Here is a 15,644-nt window from a genome sequence, read left to right as displayed (position 1 = left end):
AGGCGCTCGGCGCCGGCTTGGCTGCGATCGTGCCAGTGCGCTCAAAGCTCGTAAGCCAACATCACCGCGCACACCACCAGGAAGACGCAGAACATCCCGCGCAAGACCTTTTCCGGCAGTGCATGAGCCAGCTTCACCCCCCAGCTGATGCTCAGCAAACCACCGACCGCCAAGGGGATCCCGATGCTCCAGTCGACACTGTGGTGCAGGCCGTAGGTGACCAGGGTCACCGAAGTGCTCGGCGCGGCGAGTGCCAACGACAAGCCTTGAGCCACCACCTGGGTGGTGCCGAATACGCTGGTCAGGATCGGCGTGGCCACCACGGCCCCGCCCACGCCGAACAAGCCCCCCATGGCGCCGGCGAAGCTACCCAAGACCCCCAGCCAGGGCCAGGCATAGCGCAGCTCGTTGCTGGCCGGGGCGACCTTGAGGAACATCCTCGCCACGTTCCACGCTGCCAGCGCTACCAGGAAGCCGACGAACCCCAGCCGCATCGAGTGGGCATCGAGCCCCACTGCGAAGAGCGACCCCAGCCAGGCGAACACCAGGCTGCACAGCGACAGCGGCAAGGCGTGGCGCAATTCGATGCGATTACGCTGGTGATAGCGCCACAACGCCAGCAGCACATTGGGCACCACCATCACCAGCGCAGTCCCTTGGGCGACCTGCTGGTCCAGGCCGAACAACACACCCAGCGCCGGGATGGCGATCAGCCCGCCGCCAATGCCGAACAAGCCACCCATGGTCCCCAGGGCGGCGCCCAGCACGATATACATCAACCACTCGATCATCAGGGCCTCATCCGCCTGTACTTTCAATCCGAGCAATGCTAACGACTGCCAACTGGCGGGGAAACGCACAGCAGCGCACAATGGCTTTGCGTTTCATGCACAAGCACGGTAGCCCATGAACCCCGATACCCTCACCGATCAGTTGAGTCTGTTTCTCGACGTACTGGAAACCGGCAGCTTCTCCGCCGCGGCCCGCCGCCATCCACTGACGCCGTCCGCCGTGGCCCGGCGCATCGACAGCCTGGAGCAGGCCGTAGGCAGTCGCCTGTTCACTCGCAGCACCCACGCCGTGCGCGCTACCCCGGCCGGCAACGCATTCGCCGAACGGGCTCGGCGTATCCTCGAAGAGCTGCGCCTGGCCCGGGCCGAGGCGGTGTCGCTGAGCAACGCCCCGGAAGGCCTGATCCGGGTCGACGCGCCGGCCCCGTTCGGTCGTCGCCACCTGGCTCCGGCGATCGCCGACTTCCTGGTGGCCTATCCGGGTCTCGACGTGCAACTTCGCCTGATCGACAGCTTCGTCGACCTGCGTGGCAGCCACTTGGGCGAAGTCGATCTGGTGCTACGTGCCGGCCCCCTGGCCGATACCCGCCTGGTGGCCACGCCATTGGCCTACATGGTACGCATCGCCTGCGCCAGCCCCGCCTACCTGGCCAGCCGCGGCATGCCGAGCTGCCCCAGCGAACTGGCGGACCACGACGGCCTCGACTGGGCCGGCCTGGCGCCGCCGTTCGCCTGGCGCTTCAACGTCGCCGGACAGGCCCGGCTGTACAAGCCGACGCGCATGCGCATGACCGCCAACAATGCCGAGACCCTGCTGTTCGGAGCGATCAGGGGCCTAGGCATCGCCCACCTACCCACCTGGCTGGTCAGCGAATACTTGCTGCGCGGCGAGTTGGTGCCGTTGTTTTGCCAGAACGGCCTGCCTGAAGCGGAGAACAGTGGCATCTATGCATTGCGCCTGGAACATGAAACGAACTCTCGCAGCCGTTTGCTGCTCGAATTTCTCAAGAGCCGGTTCAGCCCGGTCCCGCCGTGGGACTTGGCGCTGCGCAGCGAATTACGTTGGTAGTGAGCGCGCCAACCTTCAGCGTGCTAGATTCTCATCTGATTGAATTCAAGGACCTGCATGAACGCCGACATACAAGCCCCCTGTGACGAGCTGCTGCTGAACAACCAGGTCTGTTTCGCCCTGCACTCGACCTCGTTGCTCATGACCAAGGTCTACAAACCGCTGTTGCAGGCCTTGGGCCTGACCTACCCGCAATACCTGGCGATGCTGGTGCTGTGGGAGCAGGACGGTCTCACCGTCGGTGAGATCAGCCAGCGCCTGCTCACCGATCCAGGCTCGCTGACCCCGCTGCTCAAGCGCCTGGAAAGCGAAGGCCTGCTCAAGCGCACGCGCAGCCGCGAAGATGAACGCGTGGTGCTCGTGCAACTGACCGACAAGGGCCAGGCACTGCGCGAGCAGGCCAAGCGCGTACCGCAGTGCATCCTCGAAGCCAGCGGCAAATCCGTCGAACGCCTGCGCCAGCTGCAGGCAGAATTGCTCGAACTGCGCGACAACCTGCAAAAAAAGCTCTGACGACTACGCTGTGAAATGGCCGTCGGACAAACGGTCGAATATTTATCTTGCGCGCTAACTAATTGCGCGCTAATTTAAATCCCGTACTCACCCGAAGCGGTCCGGATACCCCGGGCGCACAGCACACTCACGAGGCTCAAGATGCAAAAGGTCACTCCGCTGTACATCGCCGAAGCCACCTCCACTGGCGGGCGCGACGGCAAATCCCGCGCCAGCGACGGCAAGCTCGAAGTCAAGCTCAGCACCCCCAAGGAACTGGGCGGCGCGGGCGGTGAAGGCACCAACCCCGAGCAGCTGTTCGCCGCCGGTTACTCGGCCTGCTTCATCGGCGCCCTGAAGTTCGTCGCCGGCCAGGAGAAAAAAGCCCTGCCCGCCGATGCCTCGATCACCGCCAAGGTGGGTATCGGCCAGATTCCTGGTGGTTTCGGTCTGGACATCGATCTGCACATCAACCTGCCGGGCCTGGCCCAGGCCGATGCCGAAGGACTTGTGGAAAAGGCGCACCAGGTTTGCCCTTACTCCAACGCCACCCGCGGCAATGTCGATGTGCGACTGCACGTGACGGTGTAAACCGCAGGCACAAAAAAACCCGGCCAAGGCCGGGTTTTTCGTGCTCGTCGCAAGAAGAATTACTTCTTGGAACGGCCTTTGAAGCTGTTGTCGCGAGTGTCGATGTCGATCCACTCGTCGATCTGGATGAAGTCGGCAACCGAGATCTCGGTACCGTTCTTCAGCTTGGCAGGCTTCATCACCTTGCCCGAGGTGTCGCCGCGAGCAGCGTTCTCGGTGTAGACGACCTGACGGCTGATGGTGGTCGGCAGTTCTACCGATACCAGACGGCCTTCGAAGAACACGGCTTCGCAGACGTCTTCCATACCTTCTTCGATGTACGGCAGAACGGCCTCGATGTCTTCGGCGTTCAGCTCGTACATGGTGTAGTCGGTGGTGTCCATGAAGGTGTATTCGTCACCGTTGATGAACGACAGGGTCGCTTCTTTGCGATCCAGGATCACGTCGTCCAGCTTGTCGTCCGCACCGTAGACGGTTTCGGTCTTGTAGCCGGTCAGCAGGTTCTTCAGCTTGGTCTTCATGATCGCGCTGTTACGGCCCGACTTGGTGAACTCAGCTTTCTGTACCAGCCACGGGTCGTTGTCGATACGCAGTACGGTACCGGGTTTCAGTTCTTTACCAGTTTTCATTACGAAGTATCCGAATCTGGATGGATTTATAAAAATCGAGGCCGCGTATCATAGCCAATTTCGGTAAAACTGTACCAGCTTCATGGCAAGGTCCGGCTGAGCGGCCTGATTGGCGCACCATTGACGGGCATGCGCCTGCAGTTCGTCCCAGTGCGTCAGCACAGCGCGCCAGGCCGGGTTCATGTCGCGATGCATGTTCCAGGCCCGCCACAGCGCGACCAACGCCTCGCCGGCAGTTTCCGACAACCCCTGGCGATAAAGCTTGAGGAACGCTTCGAGTTTTTCCCAGTGGGCATTCTCTTCCTGGACGTAGATGTGCCACAGCAGCGGACGTCCTGCCCACTGCGCGCGGACGAACGAATCCTCGCCGCGCACGGCATTGAAGTCGCAACTCCAAAGCAGCCGGTCGTAGTCGTCCTGGCTGACGAAGGGCAGGATCTGCACGGTCAACGAACCGCGCACGCGGCATGCCCCCACTGCCAGTGAATCCTCGCCGAGCCAGGCACACAGGTCACCAAGGATACGCCCCTGGGGCACCAGCAGGTGACTGGGGCGGGCATCTTCGGCAAGGGCATCGAGCCAGCCGCCCAATTGCGCGTTCTCGTAAGCGAACAGCGAGATCAGCCGCGCCCCGGCCTCGGGCTGCACGCCGAGCCCGGCCAGAAAGGCGGCGCGCGGGCCCGGCTCGGTTTCGAACGCGGCCCGGCGCGCCAGCAAGGTGCCTTCGCGCAGCAGCCCACCAGTCCTGTCGGTGAAACCGGGGAAGAAGAACACCTTGCGCAGGCCGCCCGGCTGCGGCGATGGCAAACCATGGCAGCCTTCGACCCAGTCCTCGGCACTGAGGTATTCGAGGTTGAGCCACAGCGCAAGCGTGCGGCGCTGGGCCAGGGCCTCGATGTAGGCCTCGGGCAATTGGCAGCCAAACGCTCCGATGACCACGTCGGCAGGCTCGGCTGGCTGCCACGGGGCCGGCCAGGCGCGCACTTCGACGCCCTGCTGCCACTGCTGCGCGGCGCTCGCATCGGCTCCTGGACACAGCGGCACGAAGGCGCCCAGGTCGTCCACCCACAGGCGCACCGCCAGGTCATGCTCGGCCACCAGTTGCCGGGCCAGGCGCCAGGTGACGCCAATGTCGCCATAGTTATCGACGACCGTGCAGAAGATGTCCCAGCTGGTTTTCATCGGTTTTCTCCGCGAGATACCGGACTTTAGTGCGGGGAGGATGTCAAGTGCCCCGCCCTTGCCCCTCAGGTAAACCGCGAATTCTGCGGATAATTTATCCTGGGTTAAAGCACTGCCTCTGAAAAAACCAGCCGAGGCCATGCCACAATAGCGCTCGACCCGCCTTGCCAGGAGGCTGCCATGCCGCGCCCGCGTGAACTGAAGATTACCCTCAAGCCCGTGCAACTGATCCTCTGCGTGGCCCTTGGCCTGTGGCTGGGTGCCGTGGCAGTGGCCGTGAGCGCATGGCTGGCCCTGCGTTTCTGGCCCGAGCAGGCGCAGCCGGTCGCTGCCGTAGTGGCGCCCTCCCTGGCCCGTCCGGTAACGCCGAGCGCCGCACCGGCCGACGCCCAGGCCGAGATGTTCGAACGCTACAAGGACATCTTGCACAAGCAGGAACTGCAACAAGCCGCCGAAGCCGCCCAAGGCAACCCGCGCAACCTGAACAGTCCCAAGTGCCAGTTCTGGTTGCAGCAGAACCGTACCGCGCCGACCGACAAGAGTCAGGCCAACGTGCTGGAGTTCTGCTACCGATGATCGACAAGGTCACACTGCTCGAGGGTATCGTCACCGCCCTCGAAGCCGATATGGAGGTGCTACGCCGTGCGGCCCAGACGGCGTACGAAGCGGCCACCGCCGAAGAGAACATCGCCGAGAACAAGTACGACACCCTCGGCCTGGAAGCCTCCTACCTGGCGACCGGCCAGGCCCGGCGCACGGCTGAGATCCGCCAGGCGCTACTGACCTATCAGCAACTGCTGTTACGCGATTACGACCCCGCGCGGGGTGTGCAGGTGAGCAACCTGGTGATCCTTGAAGATGAACAGGGCGAGCGGCGGCGGCTGTTCCTCGGCCCAGAGGCGGCGGGGCTGAAGATTGGCCAAGGCGATGGGCTGGTGACGGTGATCACGCCGCGCTCGCCACTGGGGCAGCAGCTGGTCGGCAAGAAGGTCGATGATGAGCTGGGGCTGGGGGCGCAGGTGTTCTATATCGTTGAGGTCGTCTGAACCGGCCTCTTCACCGGCAGGCCCGCTCTCATAGAACAAAACATAACTCATTGATCAGCTTGGCTCAGTGGGAGCGGGCTTGTCCCGCGAACACCGGCGAAGCCGGTGCCATTCACCGCGTCGCCCCATTCGCGGGACAAGCCCGCACACAGTGGCCACAGTTCTCAGCGCAGAGGGGCTGAGTGATCGTCTACTCGGTCAACGCATCGAAGCGCCTGGCCCACTCCCGTTCGGCAAACTGCTCCACGACAAAATCGATGAACGCCCGGGTCTTGCCCGGCAATAACTTGTGCTCGGCGTAATACAGGCTGATGTGCCCGTCGTTCACGTACCAGTCCGGCAACACACGCTGCAAGCTGCCGGCCTCCAGATAGGGCACGACGAATGGCAAGCTGACCAGGGCGATCCCCAATCCCTGCTGCGCCACCACGCACGCGGCATCCGAATCGCTCATGGTCATCGCCTGACGCAACCGCAAGGGTTGTTCCTCCTGCCCACGGCTGGTCAATGGCCAGGAACGAACCCGCCCGGTCTGCGGAGAGCGGATCAGGATCCCGTCATGGCGCTGCAGCGCCTGGGGATCGTCGATAGGTGCGTGACGCTCCAGATAAGCGGGAGCGGCGACCAGCACCCGATGCGCTGGCGCCAGCTTGCGCGCCACCACGCCCAGCGGTAGCTCGAAACCGCCGCCAATGGCGGCGTCGAAACCCTGGCCGATCAGATCCACCTGACGGTTATCGAAGTGCCAGTCCGGGACGATCGCCGGATACCGCCGCAGGAACTCGCCCAACAACGGCAGCACGTACAGCCGCCCGAACACCGTGCCCATGCTCACCCGCAGCAGTCCGGCCGGTTGCCCTTCGGCGCTGGCCAGATTGGCCACGGCGTACTGGATGGTGCGAACGCTGTCGCTGACTTCACCCAGAAAACGCTGTCCCGCTTCAGTCAAAGTGAGCTTGCGGGTACTACGCTGGAACAGCCGCACCCCAAGACGCGCTTCCAGCTGCGCGACATGCTTGCCCACTGCCGCCGGGGTGATGCGCAGGCGCCGGGCCGCCTCGGCAAAACTGCCCACCTCGGCGCTTCGGATGAAGCACTCGAGGGCGTTGAAAGACTCCATGGCCATGATTACCAACCAAAGGTTTACTCTGATAATCGCAATTGCCATCTTATCAGCAGGTAATCGACGGTCGATACTGCGCTCATCCAAGGCATCCGGCCTTGCTTCCAGCAGGAGATCAGCATGTCCACATCACTCAACCTCGAAGGCAAAGTCGCCTTCGTCCAAGGCGGCTCGCGCGGTATCGGTGCGGCCATCGTCCGGCGTCTGGCCCGCGAAGGGGCCCAGGTCGCCTTTACCTACGTCAGCTCGGCAGGCCCGGCCGATGCCTTGGCCGAAGAAATCAAGGCCACTGGCGGACAGGCCCTGGCCCTGCGCGCCGACAGTGCGGACGCCGCCGCGATTCAACTGGCGGTAGACGACGCGGTGAAGGCCTTCGGGCGCCTCGATATCCTGGTCAACAACGCGGGTGTGCTGGCCGTGGCCCCGGTCACCGAGTTCGACCTGGCCGATTTCGACCGCATCCTGGCGGTCAACGTGCGTAGCGTGTTCGTGGCCAGTCAGGCCGCCGCACGCTACATGGGCCAAGGGGGACGCATCATCAACATCGGCAGCACCAATGCCGAACGCATGCCCTTCGCCGGTGGCGCGCCCTATGCCATGAGCAAATCGGCACTGGTCGGCCTGACCCGCGGCATGGCCCGTGACCTGGGCCCGCAGGGCATCACCGTGAACAACGTGCAACCGGGACCGGTGGACACCGACATGAACCCGGCCAGCGGCGAGTTCGCCGAAAGCCTGTTACCGCTGATGGCGATCGGGCGCTATGGCCAGGTGGACGAGATCGCCAGTTTCGTCGCTTATCTCGCTGGCCCAGAGGCCGGCTACATCACCGGCGCCAGCCTGACTGCCGATGGCGGCTTCGCCGCCTGATAAACTGGGGCCTCACGCCCCAGTTTTTTTCTGATTTCGAGAGATCCATGAGTTCCCCTACCCTCAGCCGCGCGCTGATCCTGCTGATGGCCGTGGCCACCGGTCTGGCCGTGGCCAGCAATTACTACGCCCAACCCCTGCTGCACAGCATCGCCGAGCAATTCGGCCTGAGTACCGCCAGTGCCGGCAGCATCGTCATCGCCGCGCAATTGAGCTACGGCGCCGGCCTGTTGTTGTTGGCGCCCTTGGGCGATCTGTTCGAGCAGCGCCGGCTGATCGTGATCATGACCACCCTCTCCGCCCTGGGCCTGGTGATCAGCGCCTGCGCGCCAAGCCTGCCCTGGCTGATCCTTGGTACCGCGCTGACCGGGCTGTTCTCGGTGGTGGCGCAGATCATGGTGCCGCTGGCAGCCACCTTGAGCGCGCCACACCAACGCGGCCGCGCCGTGGGTACGCTGATGAGTGGCCTGCTGCTGGGCATCCTGCTGGCGCGCACCGCCGCCGGCTTCATGGCCGAGCTCGGCGGCTGGCGCAGCATCTACGTGCTGGCCGCGGTACTCATGGGCGTCAGCGCGATTGCCCTGTACCGCAGCCTGCCACGACATCACAACCCTGCCGGCCTGACCTACCCGGCGCTGATCGGCTCGGTGTTCCGCCTGTTCGTCGAAGAGCCGCTGCTGCGCCTGCGCTCACTGCTCGGCCTGTTGGCCTTCAGCCTGTTCGGACTGTTCTGGACCCCCCTGGCGTTTCTCCTGGCCCGTGAGCCCTACCACTACTCCGACGCCGCGATCGGGCTGTTCGGCCTGGCGGGCGCGGCGGGGGCGCTCTCGGCCAACTGGGCCGGGCGCCTGGCCGACCGCGGCAAGGGTTCGCTGGGCACCACCGTTGGCCTGGTGGCATTGGTGCTGTCGTGGGTGCCGCTGGGCTTCGCCGAGCACTCGCTGGTCGCCCTGCTGGTCGGCGTGTTGCTGCTGGACCTGGCGGTACAGCTGGTGCACGTGAGCAACCAGAACGCGGTCATCGCCCTGCGCCCGCAGGCACGTACGCGCATGAACGCCGGCTACATCACCTGCTATTTCATCGGCGGCGCATTGGGCTCGCTACTGGGGACGCAGCTGTTCCAGCACCTGGGCTGGTCAGGCATCGTCATGGCCGGCCTGACGATAGGCGCGCTGGCGTTGCTGGTGTGGTGCCTGGCCGAAAGCAGACGCAAACGGGCCAAACAGGCTGTCGCCTGACGGTTGACCTGCCTGGGGTGGAGAAGCCTTCGCAGGGGGCGCCTGATAAGATCGACGTTTTTGTCTGCGCCCCTGCCTAGGAGCTTCACCCCATGCCCCTGCTTCGCCCTCACCTGCCCCTGAGCCTGCTCAGTCTGGGCCTGGCCCTGCACAGCCCCCATGGTCTGGCCGACGACAGCGTGCAGCTCGCGTCCATCGAGGTCGAAGGCAATGCCATCGATGATGGCTACCGGGTGCAACAGGCCTCGGTGGGCGGCTTCCAGCCCGCGCCATTGCTCGATACCCCGGCCTCGATCAACGTGTTTGGCGAACAGTTGCTCAAGGACCGCCAGGTCCGCCTGCTCAGCGAAGTCCTGCAAAGCGATGCCTCGGTCGGCGAGAGCTACGCGCCTATCGGCTACTACGAGAACTTCAACGTCCGCGGCTTCGAGCTCAATGCGGCCAGCAGTTACCGGATCAACGGCCAGGCCATCGCCGGCGAGCAGAACGTGGCCCTGGAGAACAAGCAACAGGTCGAACTGCTCAAGGGGCTGTCGGGCTTGCAGAGCGGTGTGTCGGCGCCTGGCGGACTGATCGACTACGTGACCAAGCGCGCCGCCGACGTGCGCAGCGTGACGGTGTCGAGCAACGAACAAGGCGAGCGCTACCTTGCCACCGACCTCGGCGGCTGGTTCGGCAGTGAGCGGCAGTTCGGTCTGCGGGTCAACCTGGCCCATGAGGACATCCGTTCCTATGTCGACCATGCCGACGGTAAGCGCGACTTCGCTGCGCTGGCCTTCGACTGGCAGGTCAGCGCCGACGCCACCTTGCAGCTCGATGCCGAATACCAGCACCGCGAGCAGCTCTCGGTACCTGGCTACCAGTTGCTCGGTGGCAGCGAGGTGCCCCACGGCGTCGACCCGGAGGATCGCCTGGCCTACCAGCGCTGGGCCAAGCCTGTGCAGAGCGATTCACTGAACCTTGGCGGGCGCTTCCAATACCGCTTCGACGATGCCTGGAGCGGTACCCTGAGCGCCTCGCGCAGCCAGGTGGTGATCGACGACTACAGCGCGTTCGCCTGGGGCAGCGACAGCGGCTGGCAGTCGCATTTCAGTCCGGACGGCGACTATGACATCTACGATTTCCGCAGCCCTGACGACACCCGCCGCACCGATGAGGTCCAGGCCACCCTCGATGGCCGCTTCGATGCCCTGGGCGTCGGTCACGAACTGACCCTCGGTACCAGCGCCCAGCGCCGCACCCTGGACCAGCGGCCCTACTACAACGAGTTGCTCGGCAGCGGCAACATCGACACCGGTGCACCCAGCCTGGACCCCTCCAGCAACCCCATCGGCAGCAGCGAGCGGCGCCTGGACAGCCGCCAGTACGGGCTGTTCGCCAGCGATCGCGTGACCTTCAACGAGCAGTGGCAGGCACTGATCGGCGCCCGCGAAGTCCGCCTGGACGAACGCACCTGGGACGAGGACGGCAATGCCGGTCGCCATACCCGCCAGTACCAGTTGTTGCCCAATGCCGCGCTGATCTACAAGCCATTGCCCGACACCACCCTCTATGCCAGCTATGCCAAAGGCCTGTCGGCCGGTGGTACCGCGCCATGGTACGCCTCCAACGCCAGCGAAATCCTCGCTCCGACGCTGTCGCACCATCTGGAGCTGGGCGTCAAGCAAGACTGGCAAGGCATGAGCTTCAGCGCCGCGCTGTTCCAGATACGCCAGGCCTACCAGTACGCCAAGCCGCAAGGCAGTGAGTTCGTCTACGTGCAGCAAGGCCAACAGAAGAATATCGGCCTGGAGCTGGGCGCCAGTGGTTGGGTGACCTCGAAGTTGCAGGTACAGGCCAGCGCGGCGGCGATTCGGGCGCGTGTGAAGAACAGTGGCACCGCGCAATACGAAGGGCACCAGGCGATCAACGTACCGCGCCTGCGGGCAGCGCTTCAGGCCGACTACAGCCTGCCGGTGCCAGGCCTGGCCCTGCTCGCTGGCGCACGCTACAGCGCCAGCAAGTATGCGAGCCAGGCAGGGAACGTCGAGGTGGGTGGGTATACCGTGTTCGATCTTGGCAGCCGCTATCGCACGCGGATTGCGGGGTATGACACGACGCTGCGGCTGACCGTGGATAACCTGTTCGACAAGCGCTACTGGCGTGATGTGGGGGATTACCTGGGGGATAACTACCTGTTCCAGGGAGCGCCACGAACAGCGCGGGTGTCGGCTTCGGTGGCATTCTGAGGCGGGTGGTGGTGTAGGGCGTTGGTTTGGGGGGGCGGCGCGGGGTGTGCACTTGAGGGGTGTTGTGCCGCACAAATCGAGCGCCGCGCGGGCGGCGCTCGATAGATGCAACACCAAATTCCTCCAGCGCACACCCCAAATCCCCAACCTCACCCCTACCGCGCCGAAATGCAAAAAGCCCCCGCACTTTTCAGTACGGGGGCTTTTCGGAATGTGGCGGTGAAGAAGGGATTTGAACCCTTGATACGATTTCTCGTATACACACTTTCCAGGCGTGCTCCTTCGACCACTCGGACACTTCACCGTTTTCTCTTCAAGCTGTTCAGCCTGTCGAGGCGCGCTAATTTAGTGGAACGTCTTTCACTTGGCAAGTATTTTTTTCAGAAATTTCATGCGTTTAAGCCAACGCCGCGAAAACACGGGGCTATCAGGGCAATGCTGCCAATCAAGCCTGCGCTTTTACCTGCAGCCGCCGCCCTGCCCCGACAGACCAAGGCATACAGCCCGAACGCTGACTGGTCAGTCAACCTTGCCGCTTTACCTGACCCGCGACGCTGGGTAACGTCTGGCTCACGCCACCCAAAGGACTCTGTCATGAGCGAGCTGATTACTTACCACGCCGAAGATGGCATCGCCACCCTGACCCTGGACAACGGCAAGGTCAATGCCATCTCGCCAGAGCTGATCATCGCCTTCAATGCCGCACTCGATCGCGCCGTGCAGGAACGTGCGGTGGTGATCATCACCGGCCAGCCCGGCATTCTCTCCGGCGGCTACGACCTCAAGGTGATGACCAGTGGCCCCAAGGAAGCGGTCGGGCTGGTCACCGCCGGCTCCACCCTGGCCCGTCGGCTGCTGTCGCATCCGTTTCCGGTAGTCGTCGCCTGTCCCGGCAATGCGGTGGCCAAGGGCGCCTTCCTGCTGTTGTCGGCCGACTATCGCATCGGCGTCGAGGGGCCCTACAAGATCTGCCTGAACGAAGTACAGATCGGCATGACCATGCACTACGCCGGCATCGCCCTGGCCCGTGATCGCCTGGGTCGCGCGGCCTTCCAACGTGCGGTGAACAACGCCGAGGTCTTCGATCCCCAGGGCGCGGTACAGGCCGGCTTCCTCGATCGCGTGGTGCCCGCCGAGCAATTGCAGGAAACCGCCCTGGCTGCGGCACGGGAGCTGAAAAAGCTGAACATGCTGGCGCACAAGAACACCAAGCTCAAAGTGCGCAAGGCCCTGCTCGACGAGCTGGACGACGCGATCATTCGGGATCAGGAATACATGGGCTGAGGCCCTGTAGGAGCGGGTTTACCCGCGAAGAGGACAGCACGGTACGCCTGACGCAAGGTTTGCCCCGGACAGTGCACAGTCGTACACTGCGGCGCGACAGTCTGGTGTGAGTCGTATCATGCTCTATTCGCTTCGCATGCTCCTGCTGGCGGTGCACTTTCTGCTGGTGGGCGTCGCTGGCCTGCTGATCGGCCTGTGCCGCCCGTTCAACCCCGACAACAGTCGCCTCTTCGCCCGCCTCTACAGCCTGCCGGCAACCTGGTTCATGCGTCTGCGGGTCAAAGCCGAGGTCGGTCCGCTGCGGGACCAGCCGCCCGGCTGCGTGATTGTCGCCAACCACCAATCCAACTTCGACCTGTTCGTGCTCGGCCACGTCGTGCCCCGGCGCACCGTCGCCATCGGCAAAAAGAGCTTGGGTTGGATTCCGCTGTTCGGCCAGTTGTTCTGGCTCGGCGGCAACGTGCTGGTGGACCGCAGCAATGCCTACCAGGCGCGCAAGGCACTGCAACTGACCACCCGCATCCTGCGTAACGACACTTCGATCTGGATCTTCCCAGAGGGCACGCGCAACAGCGGCGAGCACCTGCTGGCGTTCAAGAAGGGCGCGTTCCACATGGCCGTGGAAGCCGGTGTACCCATCGTGCCGGTGTGCGTCAGCCGCTATGCCCGACGCCTGAACCTGAACAGCTGGCGCCGGCGCACGGTGATCGTGCGCTCGTTGCCGCCGATCAGCACGGCAGGGATGACCCAGCAGGACGTGCCCGCGCTGATCGAACAGTGTCGTACCCAGATGCAGCAGAGCATCGATCGCATGGAAGGCGAGCTGGCCAGCCACCGCTGAGTTGCTCTGCGGCCGCGAACGGACCAAGCTGTAGGGCGTGTTCAACCGAAGAAGCGGGCCACCATGGGTCGAGTCGTCGCAGCGGCGGTGTACAGCGCCGGCAGGAAAGTCACCAATATCAGCATCGACCAAGGCCGTGAGTGGGCGAGCAAGCCCGGGCACTTCGTCTGGATCGGCCTGGAAGAACCCAATGCCGAGGAACTGGCCAACCTGCAATGCCAGTTCCATCTCCACGAGCTGGCCATTGAGGACGCATTGGAGAAACACAGCCGACCGAAGCTGGAAACCTTCGGCGACGCGCTGTTCATCGTCACCTATTCACCGGTGCGTCACGAGGGCCGGCTGGAATTCATCGAAACCCACATCTTCGCCGGCAACGGCTACATCATCACCTGCCGCAACGGCCACTCCAAATCCTACGCCCTGGTGCGCCAACGCTGCGAAGCACGGCCACTGTTGCTCGAACACGGCGAGGACTTCGTGCTCTATGCCCTGCTCGACTTCGTCACCGAGAACTACCAGCCGGTCAGCGAGGCGATCCATGGCGAGATCGAGGAACTGGAGCGAAGCGTGCTCAGCAATTCGCTCCAAGAGGAAGACATCCAGCGTCTGCACAGCCTGCGGCGGGACATCCTGCGCTTGCGCCGCTATGTGGCGCCGATGGTCGAGGTGAGCGAAGAACTGCAACGCCTGAGCTTCCCGTTCATCGACAAGAACATGCGCCCGTACTTTCGCGATGTGCAGATCCATGTCACTCGGCAGATGGAAGACCTGGCGAGCATCCGTGACATCGCCAGCCAGACCATCGAGATCGGCATGCTGCTGGAGGCGTCGCGGCAAAGCATCGTGCAGCGCAAGTTCGCCGCCTGGGCGGCGATCCTGGCCTTCCCCACGGCGATTGCCGGTATCTACGGGATGAACTTCCAGAACATGCCAGAGCTCGGCTGGCACTACGGCTATTTCACCGTGCTGGGGGTCATCGGCCTGGGGTGCGCGGGGTTGTACGCGAGCTTCAAACGGTCGGGATGGCTTTGAGGGCCCTATCGCCGGCAAGCCGGCGCTTACAGGCGATAGGGCCTGGCCAGGTCAAGCGGCGCTGTCGCTGGCCTTGCTGACCGGCTGCTGGATGAAGCGCATCATCCACTCGCCCACCAGATCGCCCTGGTGCTCGGTGGCCAGGCTGGCGATGGCCTTGTGGTAGACCTCGTCGCCCAGGTATTCCTGGCGCGCATCGAGCAGTGCCCGGGAATAGTCGTGGACGAACTCCGGGTGGCCCTGGAAGCACAATACCTGGTCACGGATGTGGTAGGCGGCGTTGGGGCAGAAATCGCTGGAGGCAATCACCGTGGCGCCTTCCGGCAACTGGGTGACCTGGTCCTGATGGCTGATGAGCAGGGTCAGCTCGGACACTTCCGGGTCCATCCACGGCGCATGGGCGGCCAGTGAATAACGGTGGATGCCCACGCCCCAGCCTTGCTCGGCGCGCTCGGCCTTGCCACCGAGGGTGAGCGCCAGTAACTGATGACCGAAACACACGCCCAGCAGCTTCTCGCCCCGCTCGTAAAGCTTGAGCAGATAGGCCTTGAGCGTCTGGATCCATGGATCGCTGCCGAACGAATCGGCCTTGCTGCCCGTCACAAGGTAAGCATCGAAGGATTCGTCGTCCGGGGGATAGTCCCCGTTCATCACGTTGTACACGAAGAACTGCGCTGCGATCGGCTGACGCGAGAAGAGCTGCTCGAACATCCTTCCGTAACCCTGGTACTGCGCGGTCAACTCCGGTCGCAGGACATCGGTTTCAAGGATGCAGATGCGTAACGACATAGGGATAGTCCTGGACGACATGGTTGGAAAACTGTTGTAGAGACTGACGCGAAAGCCACGTACAAGCAAGTAGGCCGCGCTGACGAACGGTCACATTTCGTCGGTCGGAGGCGAGCGAGGTCGCAAGTGTCTAGCCGGAGCATGACAGCGGTATGGCAGTTGGCCTCATAGCTGTCAGGCATTTTAAGCGTGGTCTTTTAGTACAAAGCGTTCTTAAACGGGGATGATGCACACCCTACTGTTGGTTGTATATCCACGTATCAGAGGCAAGCGGTGCAGGCGTTCACGTTTCGCCACCGCGATCGACCCGAAGCACGCCAAGGAAGCCCAGGGTATTCAGGAATAACAACAAGAAGGCGGTCCGCCATGTTCAGACAACCGAAAGTTCGCCAAGCCGGGCTCATTGTGTTCGCCACCACGCTGCTGTTGATCTTGC

At 63.5% G+C, this 15,644-nt stretch carries 16 protein-coding genes and 1 tRNA gene; 11 read left to right on the top strand and 6 right to left on the bottom strand.

Annotation, left to right across the window (positions count from 1 at the left end; genetic code table 11):
• Window positions 1-41: 41 nt before the first annotated feature.
• The gene (locus KY379_RS00245; protein ID WP_133331956.1) at window positions 42-791 is read right to left on the bottom strand and encodes a sulfite exporter TauE/SafE family protein; all 750 of its coding nucleotides are present in this window, start codon (window positions 789-791) and stop codon (window positions 42-44) included.
• 115 nt (window positions 792-906) lie between these two features.
• Between KY379_RS00245 and KY379_RS00240 the strand changes: the two genes are divergently transcribed.
• The 3 genes from KY379_RS00240 to KY379_RS00230 all read left to right on the top strand — a co-directional run bounded on the left by KY379_RS00240 (window position 907) and on the right by KY379_RS00230 (window position 2,943).
• Window positions 907-1,860 carry a LysR family transcriptional regulator gene (locus KY379_RS00240; RefSeq protein ID WP_133331955.1) on the top strand — a complete coding sequence of 318 codons (954 nt, stop codon included), beginning with the start codon at window positions 907-909 and terminating at the stop codon, window positions 1,858-1,860.
• A gap of 57 nt (window positions 1,861-1,917) precedes the next feature.
• Entirely contained in the window at window positions 1,918-2,373 is a 456-nt protein-coding gene (locus KY379_RS00235) for a MarR family winged helix-turn-helix transcriptional regulator (RefSeq protein ID WP_133331954.1), read from the top strand.
• Window positions 2,374-2,514: 141 nt separating this feature from the next.
• Entirely contained in the window at window positions 2,515-2,943 is a 429-nt protein-coding gene (locus KY379_RS00230) for an organic hydroperoxide resistance protein (protein ID WP_133331953.1), read from the top strand.
• A gap of 59 nt (window positions 2,944-3,002) precedes the next feature.
• On the opposite strand, the gene efp is transcribed toward KY379_RS00230, so the two are convergent.
• Window positions 3,003-3,572 (bottom strand): elongation factor P, encoded by a 570-nt coding sequence (efp, locus tag KY379_RS00225; RefSeq protein ID WP_013971530.1) that lies wholly within the window; start codon window positions 3,570-3,572, stop codon window positions 3,003-3,005.
• Between the two features lie 48 nt (window positions 3,573-3,620).
• On the bottom strand, window positions 3,621-4,754 hold the full coding sequence (gene earP, locus KY379_RS00220; RefSeq protein ID WP_261240226.1) for an elongation factor P maturation arginine rhamnosyltransferase EarP: 1,134 nt from the start codon (window positions 4,752-4,754) through the stop codon (window positions 3,621-3,623).
• Window positions 4,755-4,934: 180 nt separating this feature from the next.
• Here earP and KY379_RS00215 point away from each other — a divergent pair, with 180 nt between their 5' ends.
• Both KY379_RS00215 and KY379_RS00210 read left to right on the top strand, forming a co-directional pair.
• A complete protein-coding gene (locus KY379_RS00215) occupies window positions 4,935-5,330 on the top strand; it encodes a hypothetical protein (RefSeq protein ID WP_133331951.1) in 396 nt (131 codons plus the stop codon).
• Entirely contained in the window at window positions 5,330-5,800 is a 471-nt protein-coding gene (locus tag KY379_RS00210; protein WP_397466359.1) for a transcription elongation factor GreAB, read from the top strand. The genes KY379_RS00215 and KY379_RS00210 overlap by 1 nt, the downstream gene beginning before the upstream one ends.
• A gap of 190 nt (window positions 5,801-5,990) precedes the next feature.
• Here KY379_RS00210 and KY379_RS00205 read toward each other — a convergent pair whose 3' ends face one another.
• Window positions 5,991-6,926 (bottom strand): LysR family transcriptional regulator, encoded by a 936-nt coding sequence (locus KY379_RS00205; protein ID WP_261240223.1) that lies wholly within the window; start codon window positions 6,924-6,926, stop codon window positions 5,991-5,993.
• Between the two features lie 117 nt (window positions 6,927-7,043).
• Here KY379_RS00205 and KY379_RS00200 point away from each other — a divergent pair, with 117 nt between their 5' ends.
• The 3 genes from KY379_RS00200 to KY379_RS00190 all read left to right on the top strand — a co-directional run bounded on the left by KY379_RS00200 (window position 7,044) and on the right by KY379_RS00190 (window position 11,259).
• A complete protein-coding gene (locus KY379_RS00200) occupies window positions 7,044-7,793 on the top strand; it encodes a 3-oxoacyl-ACP reductase family protein (protein WP_261240221.1) in 750 nt (249 codons plus the stop codon).
• 47 nt (window positions 7,794-7,840) lie between these two features.
• Window positions 7,841-9,031: an MFS transporter gene (locus tag KY379_RS00195; protein WP_133330852.1), complete on the top strand. Its 1,191-nt coding sequence runs from the start codon at window positions 7,841-7,843 to the stop codon at window positions 9,029-9,031.
• 92 nt (window positions 9,032-9,123) lie between these two features.
• Window positions 9,124-11,259 (top strand): TonB-dependent siderophore receptor, encoded by a 2,136-nt coding sequence (locus KY379_RS00190; protein WP_261240220.1) that lies wholly within the window; start codon window positions 9,124-9,126, stop codon window positions 11,257-11,259.
• A gap of 214 nt (window positions 11,260-11,473) precedes the next feature.
• Here KY379_RS00190 and KY379_RS00185 read toward each other — a convergent pair.
• Window positions 11,474-11,563, bottom strand: a tRNA-Ser gene (locus KY379_RS00185).
• A gap of 290 nt (window positions 11,564-11,853) precedes the next feature.
• On the opposite strand from KY379_RS00185, the gene KY379_RS00180 reads away from it, so the two are divergent.
• From KY379_RS00180 to KY379_RS00170, 3 genes are all read left to right on the top strand, one after another.
• Window positions 11,854-12,543 (top strand): crotonase/enoyl-CoA hydratase family protein, encoded by a 690-nt coding sequence (locus KY379_RS00180; RefSeq protein ID WP_133330857.1) that lies wholly within the window; start codon window positions 11,854-11,856, stop codon window positions 12,541-12,543.
• Window positions 12,544-12,661: 118 nt separating this feature from the next.
• The gene (locus tag KY379_RS00175; RefSeq protein ID WP_133330859.1) at window positions 12,662-13,384 is read left to right on the top strand and encodes a lysophospholipid acyltransferase family protein; all 723 of its coding nucleotides are present in this window, start codon (window positions 12,662-12,664) and stop codon (window positions 13,382-13,384) included.
• Window positions 13,385-13,447: 63 nt separating this feature from the next.
• The gene (locus tag KY379_RS00170; RefSeq protein WP_196174236.1) at window positions 13,448-14,419 is read left to right on the top strand and encodes a magnesium and cobalt transport protein CorA; all 972 of its coding nucleotides are present in this window, start codon (window positions 13,448-13,450) and stop codon (window positions 14,417-14,419) included.
• Window positions 14,420-14,470: 51 nt separating this feature from the next.
• Here KY379_RS00170 and KY379_RS00165 read toward each other — a convergent pair whose 3' ends face one another.
• Window positions 14,471-15,208, bottom strand: coding sequence for an amidotransferase (locus KY379_RS00165; RefSeq protein ID WP_133330863.1), 738 nt, complete (start codon window positions 15,206-15,208; stop codon window positions 14,471-14,473).
• Between the last annotated feature and the right edge of the window lie 436 nt (window positions 15,209-15,644).

The sequence above is a fragment of the Pseudomonas sp. HD6422 genome (assembly GCF_025377065.1).
Classification (GTDB): domain Bacteria; phylum Pseudomonadota; class Gammaproteobacteria; order Pseudomonadales; family Pseudomonadaceae; genus Aquipseudomonas; species Aquipseudomonas putida_U.
This window is presented reverse-complemented; position numbering and strand designations above follow the sequence as displayed.